This window comes from Candidatus Saccharibacteria bacterium, assembly GCA_016700375.1.
In the GTDB taxonomy this organism is placed as follows: domain Bacteria; phylum Patescibacteriota; class Saccharimonadia; order Saccharimonadales; family UBA4665; genus JAGXIT01.
Genome location: CP065016.1, coordinates 190,107 through 206,086 on the forward strand (window position 1 = coordinate 190,107; position 15,980 = coordinate 206,086).

A 15,980-nucleotide genomic window follows, 5' to 3' on the forward strand; every position below is an offset into this window, starting at 1 on the left:
TATTGCACTAAGTCTCGCGAGGTAATTGGTCATTCTTGGATTCAATTATTCCTAATTCGGTAAAATAATATCCGATTTGTGTAAGGGCAGTCGCTAGGCTCTTGGTAGATCTGCCGTATAACGTTTCGTCAGATACTCCGTTGGTACCATATCCTTTGAGAGCTGCGACAGTATTTTTCCAATGTATAAGCCAGAAGAGTTGAGTCGGCACTTGTATGCCAGGGCGTGAATCATCACGTAAGACTTTTTTTACCACAGCACTCTCACCACCATCAACAATGAAGGTCGGAACGCGGGTATTTTGGTGACTAACCATGCTGAGTAGCACACCTTTTTCGGTGCCTTCTTGGAGTAAGGCTTTGTATGTAGTCAGCTCTTTTGTGAGTAGAGCAGCAGAGGTATCAAGGGGAACGTGAGCCATATCTGATATAAGTGTCACCTGCTCTCGCTCGTCTTGAGTGAGTACAATATCTCTGCCAAAACATGCGCCCGTAATGCTTGTGCGTTTTGCTAAATCGCTAATAAGCTCTCTGTTGAGCACTGGACTATTAGGCTCACTAATTCGATCACTACCATTACCCGAGGGGCTTGCTTCCGCAGTCATATGATTCTATGTTAGTTGCTGCCTCATATTTTGTCTAGCAGATGTCGCTGAGCAAGCAGACTTCCTTGCTATACTGAAGTCGTGGTCAAAGAAATCTTGGGTTATATAGCAGTGTTTTTGACAATTGCTGCGTATGTACCGTATTACCGTGACATTTTGCGGCACAAAACGCACCCGCATATATATAGTTGGACTCTTTGGGGTATTTTGACAGCACTCCTTGCAGTGTTACAAATAAAAGGCGGTGCTGGAGCAGCTGCATGGGTTACGATAGTTGTCGGCATAGTATGTGCTGGCGTTGTCGTGCTCAGCTTTAGAATAGGTAATAAAGATATCACAAAGTCCGATACGGGTGTAGCTGCATTATCTCTTCTAGCCCTCGTATTCTGGCTTGTCGCTGACCAGCCCGTGCTTGCTATGACGCTCGTGGTTCTCGCTGACGTGCTTGCATTCGTTCCCACAATTCGAAAGTCATATTATAAACCGTACAGTGAAACGTTGTCTCTGTACGTTACGAATGTGTTTCGTTTCATACTGGCTTTTGCGGCTATACAAACATACACGTTTCTGTCTGCAGCATGGATTGTTACTTGGATGCTCGCCAACGCACTCTTTTCCCTTATGTTGATTGTGCGCCGCAGGCAGGTTGGGGCTCGATAATTGTAACCATATAAAAGAACCTCATATATGAGGTTCTTTTATATGGTGCGGATGAGAGGACTTGAACCTCCACGAGTTGCCTCACTAGTACCTGAAACTAGCGCGTCTACCATTCCGCCACATCCGCGTGACTATTAAGAATAAAGTGCCCTGTAGTTTAGTGTCATCTCGGACGGGTATCGTTTGCTGGCGGATGGTAGACGAGCGTCTACGATTACTACTGGCAGTGCTACACACTGACCGCCACATCCGCATGTACTTTGTAACTATGCTAGGATAGCCCTTTTATCGTCTCTTTTCAAGCGATAGAGGCTATGTATTTACAAACTGATTATGCTATCATACCTTGCATAGACGAGAGGGCTTGGTATATGAGTAAAGTAGCACACTATTTGCAGGAACACTTGCTCGGGGAAGTAATGACGAGTGCTGATGCGCGGCGATATTTTGCGACCGACTGCAGCATATTTAGCATTGCACCCAGCGTCGTGGTCTATCCGCGGAACGAAAACGACGTCCGCAAAACAGCGCGCTTCACCTGGCAGCTTGCCGAACGTGGCCGGATTATTCCTATTACGCCACGTGGCTGGGGCACCGACCTCAGTGGCGGAGCAGTTGGTAGTGGTATTATGTTGGTTTTTCCCGCACACATGAACCGCATAATCTCACTTGATCAAAAATCTGGCGTTGTAGTCGTAGAACCGGGTCTTAACTACGGTCGGCTCCAACAGACGCTTCAAACGCATGAACGCTTTTTGCCGCCCTACCCGGCAAGCATAGAATACAGCACCATCGGCGGTGCCGTTGGCAATAACGCTGCGGGAGAAAAGTCGGTAAAGTACGGGGTTACAAAAGATTATGTAAAGTCACTGCGTGTCGTTCTTGCAAATGGCGAGGTCATAGAAACTGGTAGAATTACAAAACGCGAGCTCAGTAAAAAACTTGGTTTAACGACGTTTGAAGGTGAAGTTTACCGTTCGCTCGACAAGCTTATAGAAGAAAATCGCGGCACTATAGACAAAACCGTGCGAGAAACTACCAAAAACACCGCTGGTTATAACATATTCGACGTAAAGCGAAGAGACGGCAGCTTTGACCTCACGCCACTATTGGTCGGCGCGCAGGGGACACTTGGTGTCATTACAGAAATTACCTGCGAGACCGAAGCGCACAACCCTGAAACAGTTGTCTTTGCCGCTTATTTCGATAGTATTCAGGCTGCCTGTGATGCCACAGCTGCTCTCAAGGCGTTACCGAACATACCGAGCGCAATTGAGTTTGTGGACGGCAGGCTGCTCAACATCGTCAATCAGCTAAACCCAAATCAGCTCAAGAGCATACTGCCCGAGCAATTACCGAAGGCAGTGCTGATTGTAGAGCTAGACGATGCTAACGACCGGCGCCGAAAACGTAACGTCAAACGAATCCACCAAATTTTTGAAAAAAATGCCCGTGATTACCGCGAAGCATCACGACCGTCCGAACAGTCCGAACTCTGGAAAATACGTCATGCCTCCGCAAACCTCTTGGCTTATAGCGAGGGCCAATCAAAAGCTATTCCTATTATAGAGGACGGTATCGTACCCCTAGATAAGCTAGCTGAGTTTGTCGAGTCTGTATACGCACTATTCGACACGCTAAAACTTGATGTGGCGCTATGGGGCCACGCAGGCGACGGAAACCTCCACGTGCAACCCTTCCTAGATATAAACCAGCTGGGAGATAAGCAAAAAGCCTTTAAGCTTATGGATGAATATTATGCCCTTGTTATTCGGCTTGGTGGTTCTACATCAGGACAGCACAACGACGGTAGAGTACGCGCGAATTACCTTCAAAAAATGTACGGCGAAGACGTCTATGCGCTATTTCAAAAAATCAAACAGGTATTTGACCCCTTTGGGCTGTTAAACCCCGGCGTGAAGCTTGCGTCCACAAACGAAGACATGCGAAGCTCGCTTCGTTCAAACTACTCACTAGACTACCTCTACAAACACATGCCTAGGAGCTGAGCTGTGCGGTGGGAATATATTGACTACATTGGTTTACTCGGAGGTGTTCTTTTGTTGTTTGCGTTTTGGCGTACTAGCACAGGGAGGTGGAAAGTGACCTCGGTGTGGTACGAGCTAGATAACCTGTTGGCTTCAGTTTTGCTCATATTTTATACCTGGCAAAAACATGCCTATGTGAACATCCTTTTAAATGTAGTTTGGGGTATTGTGGCATTCCGTGGGCTTAGTTCTTATGCCGAGCGGCGAATGCTACGGAATAAGAATTTTAAGCGCGGCTACCAAAAAGGGAAACGTTTTATGAAACGCGTAAAGAAGTATTGAGTTTTATGCGAAAAACAGATACCATAGAGGACGTTCCTGTAAAACAAGCGGACGTGGCGGAATTGGTAGACGCGCTACTTTGAGGTGGTAGTCCTGCAAGGGGTGGAGGTTCAAGTCCTCTCGTCCGCACCATGAGGAACCGTGGGTGATTAGCTCAGTTGGCTAGAGCATCTCGTTTACACCGAGAGGGTCGGGGGTTCGAGTCCCTCATCACCCACCACAATGAATTCGAGGGTACTTTTGATATACTAGATACGACATGGGGAAACTCCAACCGACAAAACCGCTTTTAATTATGCTCTACGGTATGCCCGGTTCGGGTAAGACCTTTTTTTCTCGACAACTCTGCGAACAAATTTCTGCAGCACATGTCCAAGGCGACCGTATTCGCGATGAACTGTTTGAGAAACCAACCTACAGCAAAGAAGAAAACCACATAGTCGCCAGTCTTATGGCATACATGACCGGTGAGTTCCTGCAGGCTGGCATAAGTGTGGTGTTCGACACAAACGCTATGCGCATGACCCAGCGCAGGGCCCTCCGCAACCTCGCAATCAAATCTGGAGCGCATCCGATTTTGCTCTGGCTTCAGATTGACCCAGACTCCGCCTTCAAGCGTTCCAGCCGCCGTGACCGCCGCAAACACGACGACCACTATGCGCAAGATATGGAGCCGGGCACCTTTAGGGAGTTGCTTGGCGGCATGCAAAACCCTGAAATAACAGAAAACTACCTTGTTTTAAGCGGCAAGCACGTCTTTAATACGCAAAAAAATGCCGTTATTCGCTACCTAGTGGAAAAAAGGCTTATTACCCTCGACGCATCTACCCAGCAGCTTGGCAAACCAGGCTTAGTGAACATTGTGCCCAACCCTGCCGCTGGTCGTGTTGACCTATCTCGGCGAAATATCAGTATTCAGTAGTCATGTCAGTTAAAATTATCGACGTACCGGGAATAGGACCGGTTCGTTTCGTAAAGAGTGCCCGTAGCCGCAGTATCCGGCTAAGCGTGACGACTACGGGTGTGCGCGTTTCGCTGCCACGCTGGACACCGTACGGTGTTGCAGTTACGTTTGCGGCGCGCCATACCGGGTGGATAGAAAGTGAGCGAGCGAAACAAACACGACATATCCTCAAAGAGGGAGATAAGATTGGGAAGCTGCATCTGCTTCATTTTGAAGTAGTACATGAACGAAGTGAAACCCGTACCCGAGTAACACCTACGAAACTCGTAGTTTCTCTAAAACCAAGTGAAAACAGCTCCGACGCCACTGTCCAGAACAGAGCCGAAACAGCCGCACTGCGTGCACTTAAAAAAGAAGCATCGGTACTGCTGCCGCCCCGCCTGAAGTCACTAGCAGAAAAGCACGGGTTGCCGTACAAAAGCGTCGGGGTAAAAAATCTAAAACGTCGCTGGGGGAGCTGTGACACCTATGGGAACATTACGCTAAACCTGTTTCTCATGCAACTGAGCTGGCAGCAGATTGATTACGTGCTTTGCCATGAGCTTTCCCATACGAAACACATGAACCACGGGGCTAACTTCTGGGCAGAGCTAGAGCGAATGTTACCTGACGCCCGAATGATTGCCAAACGCGTACGTCATATTCAGCCAGCCTTAGCTCCCACGAAATCCGCTACTGCTTTTGAGGACGATATGGCATACTAAAGCATATGAGTGGGAAACAAAACACAAAAGCGCTGACGGAAGCGGCGGTAGAACACGAACGGCTCCAAAGTCTTATTGGCAGTATGGCGGACGGTGTTATTGCCGTAGACGATGACATAAAAGTTGTTCTTTACAACGGTGCAGCTCTAAACATACTTGACACAAACGGCAGCATAAAAAACCGCACACTGAAGCGGCTACTGCAGCTATACGACAAAAATGGCCAGCTCGTAGACGTCGAAAAACTGGTACGAGCCGCCGAACGCGCAACAAGCAACCGCGACCTTTTGCTTCACTACGACGATGGTAGCCGAATAAACGTATACCTCTCAATAGCACCAGTTCACTTGGGCTACGGCGAATCGGGCGACCGCGGCTATGTACTACTACTCCGTGACATCACGCATGAAAAATCACTCGAAGAAGAACGCGATGAGTTCATTTCAGTCGTAAGCCACGAACTACGAACGCCTATAGCAATCGCCGAGGGTAATGTCAGCAACACCCAGTTCATAATAAAAAAATCCGGCGGCGACCCTGCAATTCTGGAGGCGCTTCAGCAGGCCCATGAGCAAATTGTCTTTTTGGCAAACATGGTAAACGACCTCTCCACCTTGAGTCGTGCTGAGCGCGGTAAGCTAACATTGGAAATTTCAAGCTTTAATGCACACCAGCTAGTTGCGAGTCTTGTTGATACGTACCAGCATGATGCGCAGGCAAAAGGATTATCGCTTCGCGCAGACATTAGTCCGCACCTTGAAACGCTTTCATCGAGCGAACTATACGTCAGGGAAATCCTACAAAACTTCATTACAAATGCCATAAAATATACTGAAAAGGGCAGTGTTATTGTAGGCGCGAAGCCAAAGGGCGAGGGTATTGTGTTTACCATATCTGACACCGGCATAGGAATAAGCAAGGCCGACCAAGAACGCGTGTTTGACAAATTCTTCCGTAGCGAAGACTTTCGAACCCGCGCTACCAATGGTACAGGTCTTGGCCTGTACGTTACTATGAAGCTGGCTCGGCTCATTCACGCCGACATATCACTTCAGAGCGAACTAAACCGTGGCTCTACGTTCAGCATCTTTGTCCCAAACGTACACTAGTTAATGTGATGTTTCTCACATCTCAGCAGTTTCTCATGAAAATTACTTGCAGCTTTGCGTAGCCCAGCAGTATAGTGAACAAAGAACACGGGTTCGAGGTAGGTATATAACCAAATGGAGGCAACCATGCACGTACTTCGGTATTTTCGCCCAACAAACCAAAATGAAGTGAAAGCACGGTTTCGAACACCTCTCTCTACCCGCATAATAGCGGCTTTCTTCTGTCTGTCATTTGTAACGAGTACCTTTATTTCGACAGCGCCAGTCTCTGCCCTATTTGGTATAGGAAGCGATAAAAAACCACGACCGCTCGCTGTTGCAGAGCAGGGATATATTGACCCGAGCGGAGCCACCGGCCAGGGCACAACTCTTGGCGGCCCAGAGCCGGGCAAACTGCAACAAAAACAGCCACGCAAAGAAGTAGTTTCCAAACGAACCGCAAGCACCAAGACGTTTGATAACGGAGACGGCACAGCCGAGGTACGCAACTACATGGGCCGGGGGCACTACAAAAGCGGCAACAATTGGAAGGACATAGACACCTCCTTGGTGGTAGACACCAACGCGGCAGACAGCTCGAACATACTTGGCGAGGCGCTTTCTTGGGTAAAAGGTAAAACCCAAGACCTGTCCACGTACAAGGTTGCGGGAAATGACTGGCAAGCCCGGTTTGCCCCCAGTGATGATGCCGTTGGTATGGTGCGTATAGAGGCGGACGGCGTGAAACTCGTCCTCAGTCCCATGGCTGCCACCCCGGGGGTCACACCCACCATCAAGACTATGCCTGATGGTACCGAAACGGTAACGTACATAAACCTTTGGCCCGAGACAGACGTTATATACACCGTAAAGAATGACATGCTTAAAGAAGACATTCTGGTCAAAAGCCGCAGCGCCGCGACGAGCTACCGTTTTAAGGTGGCAGGAGCAAAACTTACCGTTACAAGCGATGGCAGTGTAGCAATCGGGAAAACTAAGCAGACGCTTTCTGCGCTTACTATGGCAACCAGCGCAAGGGGTGTTATAGAAAATAGCGGTGTAAAACAATCGGTAAACGGCGACATGTTGACAATATCTTTCGATAAATCTTGGATGAAGTCGCTGAAAGCTAATGATTTTCCCCTTATAATCGACCCTAGCTGGGGAAGGGGTACCTCAACAGTCAGTTGGAATTACTATGCATACAAGTCGGACGGCACGATTTGCTATTCAAACTCGTGCTTTATGAATGCAGGCTACCTCTATGACAGAGGCTGGAAGGGCTGGCGAAGTGCGTTTAGGATCGACTTTAATGTTTTGCAGGGCAAACAACTGCTTGATGCGTACATGCATCTCCACAAATCGCAAAGGAGCTTCTGGACAGGCACAACCGAAGGGCTCTATACCGAGCTTTCACATGCTAACTGTTTAAGCTACAACTGTATAGATTATGGTTCTCCAAGGCATAGCGCATGGTTTGGCACCGATGGAGATATAAACTTCACTGCCCTAATGCAAAGTAGAATGAATATTGGCGACTGGGGTGCTTGGTTCATGCTTAACGGGGAAGAACGTGCCTATACAACGTACAAAGGCTGGGATGCAGACAACTCATATTTTGTGCTCAGCTATAACAGTGGCCCAGGAATGACGACACCGGTAAGTCCTGCAGACAAACAGGTTGTCGTCACCGACCAACCGCTATTGCAAGTTAACGCCGTCGGTGACCCCGATGGCGATGCGCCGCAGTACTACTACCGAATCGCAACGAATCCAGATGCCGAAACAGGCAGCGTCATCAACTCTGGTTGGTTACCTGGGCAAACCAGCTTCACCATTCCGGAAGGAAGGTTACAAGATGGCGTGACGTACTACTGGCACGTCTACACTTGGGACGGCTTTTGGCAAACCAACCCAAACTGGGTGCGCTCGTTCAAATACGATGCTCGTCTCGGCAATGATAATACCTCAACACTTGATGATGGCGGGCCGGTAGACGTTAACCTTGCGACCGGTAATGTCACAACCAGCACCGGTTCTCATACAACCAGCGCGCTAGGCGGCAGTATCGGCCTCAGCATGACATACAATTCCCCGTACCGGGCAAAATCTGGCTTGTGGTCAACGTACTACAACAATATGTCATTCAGCGGCAACCCTGTACTGCAACGGCTTGAAAATGGTTTTAATTTTCCCTGGGGTACTTCTTCGCCCGCGCCGGGTGTAGTGAGCGCAGACGGCTTTAGTGCAAGATACGCTGGCTACTTTATCGCTCCAAAAACAGCATCCTATGCGTTTGGCTTTACTGCAGACGACAACTACTCTCTGTACCTAAACAATGAAACAACCCCAGCCACAACTTCTGGTTGTTGTGCGCAGGGAAATTGGACGATGACTCCCCGTACGTTCACTGAGGGACAAGTTGTCCCATTCCGTTTGGATTATTCTGAAGCAGGAGGACCCGGATATCTTCATTACGCCGTGCGGATAGACGGCGTCGAGCAGCAGATCCAACCGCAGTGGATGAAAACAGACCCGCGGCCGCTCCAAATTTCGAACGGGCTATCTGGCAAATACTACTATGACTCTGGCAGCCACAACTTCCCGAATGATGAATTCAGCTCTTTCCTGCAACGCCGTGAAACAAATATGTATTTCAACTGGGGAGAGGGCTCTCCGTTGGCATATGGTCCCACAAATCAGTTCATGGCAAGGTATAGTGGTTTCTTCACGGCACCGGTCGCTGGCTCATATTATTTTGGTTCAGCGGGTGATGATGGAACACGAATTTTTATCCGTGGCGAAAACACCCCATATCAAAATGACTGGTCCGATCATGGTTGGCGATTGTCCTATGGTGGAGAAGTACGATTAGAAAAGGGGCAAAGTATCCCAATTACGGCTGATTATTATGAAAATGGTGGCGGGGCCGCTTTTGGATTGTACGTAAAAGGAGCGGTTGCCGAGCAAATCATCCCAGCAGCCTGGCTCAGCACAAAGGTAAATCCGCTACCAGAGGGGTGGCAGCTGAGTGTCGATGCCGATGGAGATTTAGCATACGACTATGCTTCTATACAGGCGCAAAGTGTCATTCTGTACGATAGCGAGGGCGACCAGCATGAGTATAAATGGACAGGTAGCAGCTACGCACCAGCTGCGAATGAGTATGGCGTGCTGACGCGCAATGCCGACGGCACTCTCACGCTTATAGACGCAGACGGCAAGACGTACACGTTTGACAGCGGTGGGCGCATAACTTCTGTTACGACACCTACCGACGACCGCAAACCGGCGGCGCTGAAATACCGCTATGGCACCTCACATGACCCGGTACAAAACCGCTACATAACCCGTTTACTGGAAATAACAGATGGAGTGGACGCAAACCGCTGGGGTAAACTGTTCTATTCTGGCGACACGCAGTGTGGCGCTACCCCGAGCGGCTATCAGGAGGCACCCGCGAACATGCTCTGCGCCTTCGAAACAAACGATGGCAGGCGCACCGTATTTGCGTACCTAAACGGCCAATTAGCCCGCGTTATTGCAAACGGCGGAGAAACGGCTACATATGGATACTCAGACTCGTGTGCCCCGAGAGGCCTCAGCTGCGTAATGATGAGCAGCCAGCAGACACCACTCGCCTACGACGCCATTAGTGCAGGTGTTCGCGCAGATAACCCAAGCGTAAATAGTGAACTATCTTACGACATCATCGGCCGTGCTCAGGACATCACACTACCGGCCCCCACCGAAAATGCGTTTCGCGCAAAACATCAGTACAAGTACTTGAACAGCGCTACGCAGACGAAAGAAGTGGGCGAAACTGAACCTATGGGTTATAGCCAGCGCGTGGAATACGATAGTCTCTACAGAACAACAAAAGCCTACGATAAAACCGGGAAATCCACCATACAGGAGTGGGATGCCGTAAAGGATCTTTTGTACAGTGCTACCGATGCAACTGGGCTTAAATCTACCACCATCTACGACCCGAACGACATGCCCGTGGAGTCCTATGGCCCCGCACCAAGCACGTGGTTTGGCGCAGATAGAAAGCCAACCGCTGCATATCTTTCTCAGGTACCGAGAACTGCTACATCATACGATGAAGGCATGAGTGGGCTGGCAGTGACACTCTATAAACCCAAAACGCTTACGGGAGCACCTGTGCTGCACGCTACTCGGTTTAACAATACCCCGTATGCTTCGTTTGGATTTTCTCCAACTGAAGGACCTACCACTCCACGCACAAGTGAATATAGCTACACCGCAACTGGAAAAATTCGTATGCAGTATGCTGGAACATACAGCTTTAGAATATGGCATGACGATGGCGTACGCCTGTATATAGACGACAAGCTCGTCATTAACGATTGGGTAGACGGGGCAGACCGTTATTCTGCTGGCACATTTGTAAATAGTGCTGATAGCTACAAACGCATTCGCATTGAGTCTTATCATGTTGACAATGGCGCACCCCAAACCATGATTACCCAGCTCTTCTTGGCTACGCCGGGAGGAAGCGAAACCGCAGACGTATCGCCATATCTAAAACCCGACTACGGCCTTCAGACGAGTCAGACGGTATATGGGGCTCCTACTGCGACCGGGCAGACTGCGACGCTTACCAGCCGAACCAACTATGGCAACAACCCAGAACTTGGGTTAGTAAAGTCGGTCACAACCGATGCCGACGGCCCCCTGAAGCTCGCGGCAACAAGCAATTACGAAGACCTCGCAACCCTTACCAGCCCAGACAAGTATCTTCGGCAAACAAATAGTAGCCTGCCTGGTGGCGCAACGACCCGGTACGAATACTATGACACCATCAAAAAAGATGCCCAAGGAAATTACCTGAAAGATGCGGCCGGAAATTGGGCAGCAGCCGACCCCCTTCCGAACCCGTGCGACACTACCAAATCTTACCGCCAGGGCGGCATGCTGCGGTTAAAGACCGAACCCGACCCAGACGGCAGCGGACCGCAGACTGGCCGGACGGTTGAAACGGTTTACGACGATGCCGGGAAGGTGGTAGCTACCCGCTACAATCAAGACGATTGGACGTGCACCACCTACGACACCCGCGAGCGGGTACTCACTACAACCGTACCAGCGTACAACGGTAAACCCGCCAGAACTATCGTGAATGACTATGCCGTCGGCGGAAACCCGCTCATCACTGGCAGCGGCGACGGCTCCGGTAACATCACTATAGAAACTGACCTGCTCGGCCGAAACGTGAAATACACCGATGCAAAAGGCAATGTCACCACCAGCAGCTACGATACCAAGGGTAGGCTGACGCAACGTGTCAGCAAACTCGGCACCGAAGACTACCTGTACGACGACTACGACAGGCTAACGGCACAAAAGCTCGACGGAGCCACCTTTGCGAGCATCGCGTACGACGAATTTAGTCGTGTCACGAGCGTGCAATACCCAGCCGGTCAACGGCTTGACCTTACTCGCGAGAGCACTTCCGCTGGCCTTGGTCGGCTCGTTAAACGCACCTACAACCTTGCCAACGACACGACACTCAGCGATGAAGTGAGCCGTGCGGTTACCGGCGATGTGGTGAGTGGCACCGAACTGGGTCAGCCCAAATCCTACAGCTACGACACCGCCGGCAGGCTCGTGGCAGCTACCGTAGCTGGCAATACCTTTACTTATGGTTATGGCTCCCAAGACGCAAGCTGCGCCGGTAAACCTGGTGTTGCCACAGACCTATCCCTGGCTGGCAAAGATTCAAACAGGACGAGTCAAACGGTCAATGGCGTGAACACTACCTACTGCTACGACCAAGCAGACAGGCTGGTAGCCAGCAGCAATGCTCTCTATGACACTCCCGAGTACGACAGCCATGGCAATACCACTCGCCTTGGTTCTGGCGACACCACCACCAACTTCACCTACGACAGTAGCGACCGCAACACTGGCATCACCGAAACGAATGCCTCCGGGAGCATCACCACCACCTACGGACGTGATGTTCAGGGCAGGTTACTTTACCGACATCAGGACACCAACGGAACGAATGTAAGTAATGACTACTACGGCTATACTGCCTCCGGTGACTCCCCGGATTTCATTACAGATGTAAGTGGCACTGTCACACAGAAGTATCTATCGCTTCCTGGAGGGGTTAAAGTAACCATTCGTCCAGACAGAGCCAGTGCAGGTGCTCTAACATACAGCCTACCCAATATACACGGTGATGTATTTGCGACTATCGATGCAGACGGCAAGATACTCGGTACTTACCAAACCGGTCCATTTGGAGAGAAGCTACCAAACCAAACCACTCCCTGGAACACCCTAAACGGTGGTACAATGGGATATGTCGGTGCAGCCCTAAAGCTCACTGAAGCACAGTTAGCACTTCAGCCTATTCAAATGGGAGCGAGGGTATACATACCAGGACTCGGTAGATTCCTTTCCGTTGACCCGGTTCAAGGTGGCACACCAAATAACTATGTGTATCCGGGTGACCCGGTGAATAACCACGACCTAACTGGTACGTTAGCTCCACTTGTTGTTGCACTCGCACCGTTTGTAGGAAGGGTGGCCGTTGGTGCAGCCGTAAAGATGGCTACAAGCTACGGCGGCAAGAAAGTAGCCCAGCAAGCGGTAACGAAAAGCGTAGCGAAGAGTGCGACGAAAACGATTACAAATCATGTAGAAAAATCACCCGTAAAGCAGGCGCAAATCGTTAAGAACGCCCAGCAAGGAAGGGCAGCAGAGCAGCAGGTTAGAAACCAATTGGCAGCTAAATATGGCGAGAAAAATGTAATCAATAAGCCGTATTATAAAACAGAAGCAGGAAGGAGATACCCAGATTTTCAAATATTACAGAATAACTCCCCTGTCTTCAATGTAGAAGTAAAGAGTGGTAATGCGATTTATGGAGGAAGCCAATTATATAAAGATGGACTTATATTTGAGGAAACTGGTATACCAACGTTCCTGATTAGGGTGCCGTCATGAAAGCGAATGAATTCTATAATTCCGTCAAAAAATTTGATGTTGTATTTTTAGAAAACGGGTTTAAGAAGATAAGGCGAAACCAGTACATAAAACCTGGTTTTAAACTGCATGTAGTGCTAGATAGGTGGGGTTGGGAGAAAAAAAGAGGATGGGGCTTTTTTATCAGAGTTACCGACAATCGCTACGAAGGGCTGTATAGTAGCCATGATTATGCGCACGGCTGCCTCGACATTAATGCGTACTCACTTATAGAACGGCAGATACTTAATAGAGAACAATTATATGACATATATGATCATTTGGAGTCACTTGAATCATTGAAGAATGATTACTGGATAACTTTTTACGACACCGAAGAGCTTGTCAAAGTCTTAGATTTGTTACTCATGCCTGTACTCGAAAATATAGAGTCATGGATAAAATATCAAAAGAAGAAACCGCTAATAACGAATTCATTAAAGAATAAAGCCAAGAGAAATGAACTTTTAGATGATCTGAAACAAATATTTCCTGATGCAAACATCTCTTAGAGCTAGTCAGACACCACCGGCATGCCGGTGGCTTGCTGAGTGGGGTCGCCTAAAAGGCGATCGTTGCCCCGCAGTATTAGTTTGATTAGTTAGAAGGCTCCTTGAGCCGATGATGCTGTGTCATCGATCTCCTGCTCTCTGATGTACTTTCTGATGGCCTGCTCTTCAAATCCAACGCTTGAAACAGCATAGCCCCGGGCCCAGAAATGTTCACCCGTGAAATTTCTGGTCTTACCGCCGAACTCTCTGGCAATGGCAATAGCGCTTTTGCCCTTCATGAAGCCAATCACTTCAGAGATTTTGTACTTTGGTGGTATCTCCATGAGCATGTGAACATGATCGGACATGAGATGGCCTTCCAGAATCTTGCATTCTTTTTGGTTAGCCAGCTCGTGAAATATTCTACCCAACCGTGGGCGTATCTCACCGTAGAGAGCTTTCCTTCTCCCTTTCGGGATGAAGACAATATGGTACTTCAAATCCCATTTTGAATGAGATAAGCTATGGTAGTCTAACGATGTAGACATAGATGGTTTCCTTTCAGCGGGGCAACCAATCGCAAGAAGAGCACCCGAAACCTAAACGGTTCCGGGTGCTCTTATTTTCTGGGTTACTACTGGGAAGGTCAAACCTTTGCGAGTCACACTAGTAGAACTAGTGGTTTACCTTATGGGGTAATTAGCAACTCTATCTTACGAGGGTCCTACGTGGTTTATCCTCGTGCAGATAACAACGATGTGAACTCCCACTTTGACTATCGTATTTGCTACACTAAACCTGTTGCACCTTTAATCGACTACTACGGCTACACTGCCTCCGGTGACTCCCCAGATTTCATTACAGACATATCCGGAAACGTCACCGAGAAGTACCTGACCCTGCCAGGTGATGTCCTGGTCACCATCCGACCCTCTCGCCAAAGTGCCGGAGCACTTACCTATAGTCTACCCAACATCCATGGAGATATCTTTGCGACAGTTGATGCCGATGGAAAGATACTTGGCACCTACCAAACGGGACCATTTGGAGAGAAACTACCCATAGCACAAACAGGCCAGGTAGCAGGCCAGACAACTACTCAGTGGAATACCCTGAATGGTGCCAGCTTTGCATATGTCGGCCAACATGAGAAACTAAATGAAGTAGCACTAGCTACGGCACCTGTACAAATGGGCGCTAGAGTGTACATCCCTGGGCTTGGACGGTTCCTGTCTGTTGACCCTATGCCCGGCGGAACACCTAATTTATATGCTTATACGTCTGATCCAGTAAATGAATTTGATTTAGACGGTAATTGGCCGAGCTTCAAGTCAGTAGTAAAATGGACCACACGTATCGCGGTAGTAGCATCGTTTGTGCCTGGTCCGATTGGAATGATTGGAAGCGGAGTAGCCGCTGCTGGATATGCCTATCAGGGACAAAAAGGAAAAGCCGCTGCTGCACTAGTTGGCTTCATACCAGGAGGAAAACTAATCTCTAAGGTAGCATCCAAGAGTGGAATGGCGTCAAAGTTAATGACGAAAGTTCTCACTGCTCAGGCAAAAGCGAAGGGAATAGGTACAAATAGTAAGCTATTCGGTACACACGGACAGGGGATACTTAATAGTGGCAGATATAGAATAGGGTGGTCAAAAGATCAGAGCTTTGTAGCATGGCGCATAGGTCAACCAGGTAAACACAATCATTTTATGAATCTTAGAACTAGCATAAAATGGAGAGGTTATAGATGAACCCGATTGACATTATGTACAAATACGCACTAGGGGTGTTTGGTGAAAAACGAGTCCAGCGGACAAAGAATGAACTAGGAGCAATTGACATATACATCCACCCCAATATTTCAACAGTTATGACGAACTGTTACCACCCAAGACTAGTACATATCTCCAGTGATGGTGAGTATTACTGGATGTCAATAGATGATTTCCAGTGGGAGTTTGACGATAATACACAGAATTTTCTTAAAACAACACCAGCCTACCTTGATGCAGTAAAAGATAATACTCTTTACGTTTCAGCTGTGAACATTGGGAAATTTAAGCTATTTAAAAAATTGGAGATTAAGCTCTAGTTTCACCGCGTTTTGCTACACTTAAACGATAAGTATCTACGCCGC

Annotated in this window: 12 protein-coding genes and 3 tRNA genes; 12 read left to right on the forward strand and 3 right to left on the reverse strand. The window is 48.7% G+C overall.

Translation table 11 applies throughout. The features are described 5' to 3' along the window. Window positions 1-7: 7 nt before the first annotated feature. Window positions 8-604 carry a hypothetical protein gene (locus IPP75_01000; GenBank protein ID QQS69708.1) on the reverse strand — a complete coding sequence of 199 codons (597 nt, stop codon included), beginning with the start codon at window positions 602-604 and terminating at the stop codon, window positions 8-10. A gap of 81 nt (window positions 605-685) precedes the next feature. Between IPP75_01000 and IPP75_01005 the strand changes: the two genes are divergently transcribed. After that, window positions 686-1,264: a hypothetical protein gene (locus IPP75_01005; protein ID QQS69709.1), complete on the forward strand. Its 579-nt coding sequence runs from the start codon at window positions 686-688 to the stop codon at window positions 1,262-1,264. A gap of 43 nt (window positions 1,265-1,307) precedes the next feature. On the opposite strand, the gene IPP75_01010 is transcribed toward IPP75_01005, so the two are convergent. Beyond that, window positions 1,308-1,391, reverse strand: a tRNA-Leu gene (locus IPP75_01010). 244 nt (window positions 1,392-1,635) lie between these two features. On the opposite strand from IPP75_01010, the gene IPP75_01015 reads away from it, so the two are divergent. From IPP75_01015 to IPP75_01055, 9 genes are all read left to right on the forward strand, one after another. Continuing rightward, entirely contained in the window at window positions 1,636-3,273 is a 1,638-nt protein-coding gene (locus IPP75_01015) for an FAD-binding oxidoreductase (protein ID QQS69710.1), read from the forward strand. A 3-nt stretch (window positions 3,274-3,276) separates the two neighbouring features. Further along, window positions 3,277-3,594: a hypothetical protein gene (locus IPP75_01020; protein QQS69711.1), complete on the forward strand. Its 318-nt coding sequence runs from the start codon at window positions 3,277-3,279 to the stop codon at window positions 3,592-3,594. A gap of 47 nt (window positions 3,595-3,641) precedes the next feature. Continuing rightward, a tRNA-Leu gene (locus tag IPP75_01025) sits at window positions 3,642-3,726 on the forward strand. A gap of 11 nt (window positions 3,727-3,737) precedes the next feature. Further along, a tRNA-Val gene (locus IPP75_01030) sits at window positions 3,738-3,814 on the forward strand. A 39-nt stretch (window positions 3,815-3,853) separates the two neighbouring features. Then, window positions 3,854-4,516, forward strand: coding sequence for an ATP-binding protein (locus IPP75_01035; GenBank protein QQS69712.1), 663 nt, complete (start codon window positions 3,854-3,856; stop codon window positions 4,514-4,516). A 2-nt stretch (window positions 4,517-4,518) separates the two neighbouring features. After that, window positions 4,519-5,262 carry a M48 family metallopeptidase gene (locus tag IPP75_01040; GenBank protein QQS69713.1) on the forward strand — a complete coding sequence of 248 codons (744 nt, stop codon included), beginning with the start codon at window positions 4,519-4,521 and terminating at the stop codon, window positions 5,260-5,262. 5 nt (window positions 5,263-5,267) lie between these two features. Beyond that, a complete protein-coding gene (locus tag IPP75_01045) occupies window positions 5,268-6,371 on the forward strand; it encodes a PAS domain S-box protein (GenBank protein ID QQS69714.1) in 1,104 nt (367 codons plus the stop codon). 126 nt (window positions 6,372-6,497) lie between these two features. Next, on the forward strand, window positions 6,498-13,334 hold the full coding sequence (locus IPP75_01050; GenBank protein ID QQS69715.1) for a hypothetical protein: 6,837 nt from the start codon (window positions 6,498-6,500) through the stop codon (window positions 13,332-13,334). Further along, window positions 13,331-13,864, forward strand: coding sequence for a hypothetical protein (locus IPP75_01055; protein ID QQS69716.1), 534 nt, complete (start codon window positions 13,331-13,333; stop codon window positions 13,862-13,864). Before IPP75_01050 ends, IPP75_01055 begins: the two co-directional genes overlap by 4 nt. A gap of 89 nt (window positions 13,865-13,953) precedes the next feature. Here IPP75_01055 and tnpA read toward each other — a convergent pair whose 3' ends face one another. Beyond that, window positions 13,954-14,391, reverse strand: a complete 438-nt coding sequence (tnpA, locus tag IPP75_01060) for an IS200/IS605 family transposase (GenBank protein ID QQS69717.1) — start codon at window positions 14,389-14,391, stop codon at window positions 13,954-13,956. Window positions 14,392-14,469: 78 nt separating this feature from the next. On the opposite strand from tnpA, the gene IPP75_01065 reads away from it, so the two are divergent. Further along, window positions 14,470-15,594 carry a hypothetical protein gene (locus IPP75_01065; GenBank protein ID QQS70137.1) on the forward strand — a complete coding sequence of 375 codons (1,125 nt, stop codon included), beginning with the start codon at window positions 14,470-14,472 and terminating at the stop codon, window positions 15,592-15,594. Next, a complete protein-coding gene (locus IPP75_01070) occupies window positions 15,591-15,935 on the forward strand; it encodes a hypothetical protein (GenBank protein ID QQS69718.1) in 345 nt (114 codons plus the stop codon). Before IPP75_01065 ends, IPP75_01070 begins: the two co-directional genes overlap by 4 nt. Window positions 15,936-15,980: the final 45 nt, after the last annotated feature.

Excerpts from the sequence above, each read along its gene's own strand:
- IPP75_01000 (QQS69708.1), bottom strand. The coding sequence starts at position 604 with ATGACTGCGGAAGCAAGCCCCTCGGGTAATGGTAGTGATCGAATTAGT.
- IPP75_01015 (QQS69710.1), top strand. The coding sequence starts at position 1,636 with ATGAGTAAAGTAGCACACTATTTGCAGGAACACTTGCTCGGGGAAGTA.
- IPP75_01035 (QQS69712.1), top strand. The coding sequence starts at position 3,854 with ATGGGGAAACTCCAACCGACAAAACCGCTTTTAATTATGCTCTACGGT.
- IPP75_01040 (QQS69713.1), top strand. The coding sequence starts at position 4,519 with ATGTCAGTTAAAATTATCGACGTACCGGGAATAGGACCGGTTCGTTTC.
- IPP75_01045 (QQS69714.1), top strand. The coding sequence starts at position 5,268 with ATGAGTGGGAAACAAAACACAAAAGCGCTGACGGAAGCGGCGGTAGAA.
- IPP75_01050 (QQS69715.1), top strand. The coding sequence starts at position 6,498 with ATGCACGTACTTCGGTATTTTCGCCCAACAAACCAAAATGAAGTGAAA.
- IPP75_01055 (QQS69716.1), top strand. The coding sequence starts at position 13,331 with ATGAAAGCGAATGAATTCTATAATTCCGTCAAAAAATTTGATGTTGTA.
- tnpA (QQS69717.1), bottom strand. The coding sequence starts at position 14,391 with ATGTCTACATCGTTAGACTACCATAGCTTATCTCATTCAAAATGGGAT.
- IPP75_01070 (QQS69718.1), top strand. The coding sequence starts at position 15,591 with ATGAACCCGATTGACATTATGTACAAATACGCACTAGGGGTGTTTGGT.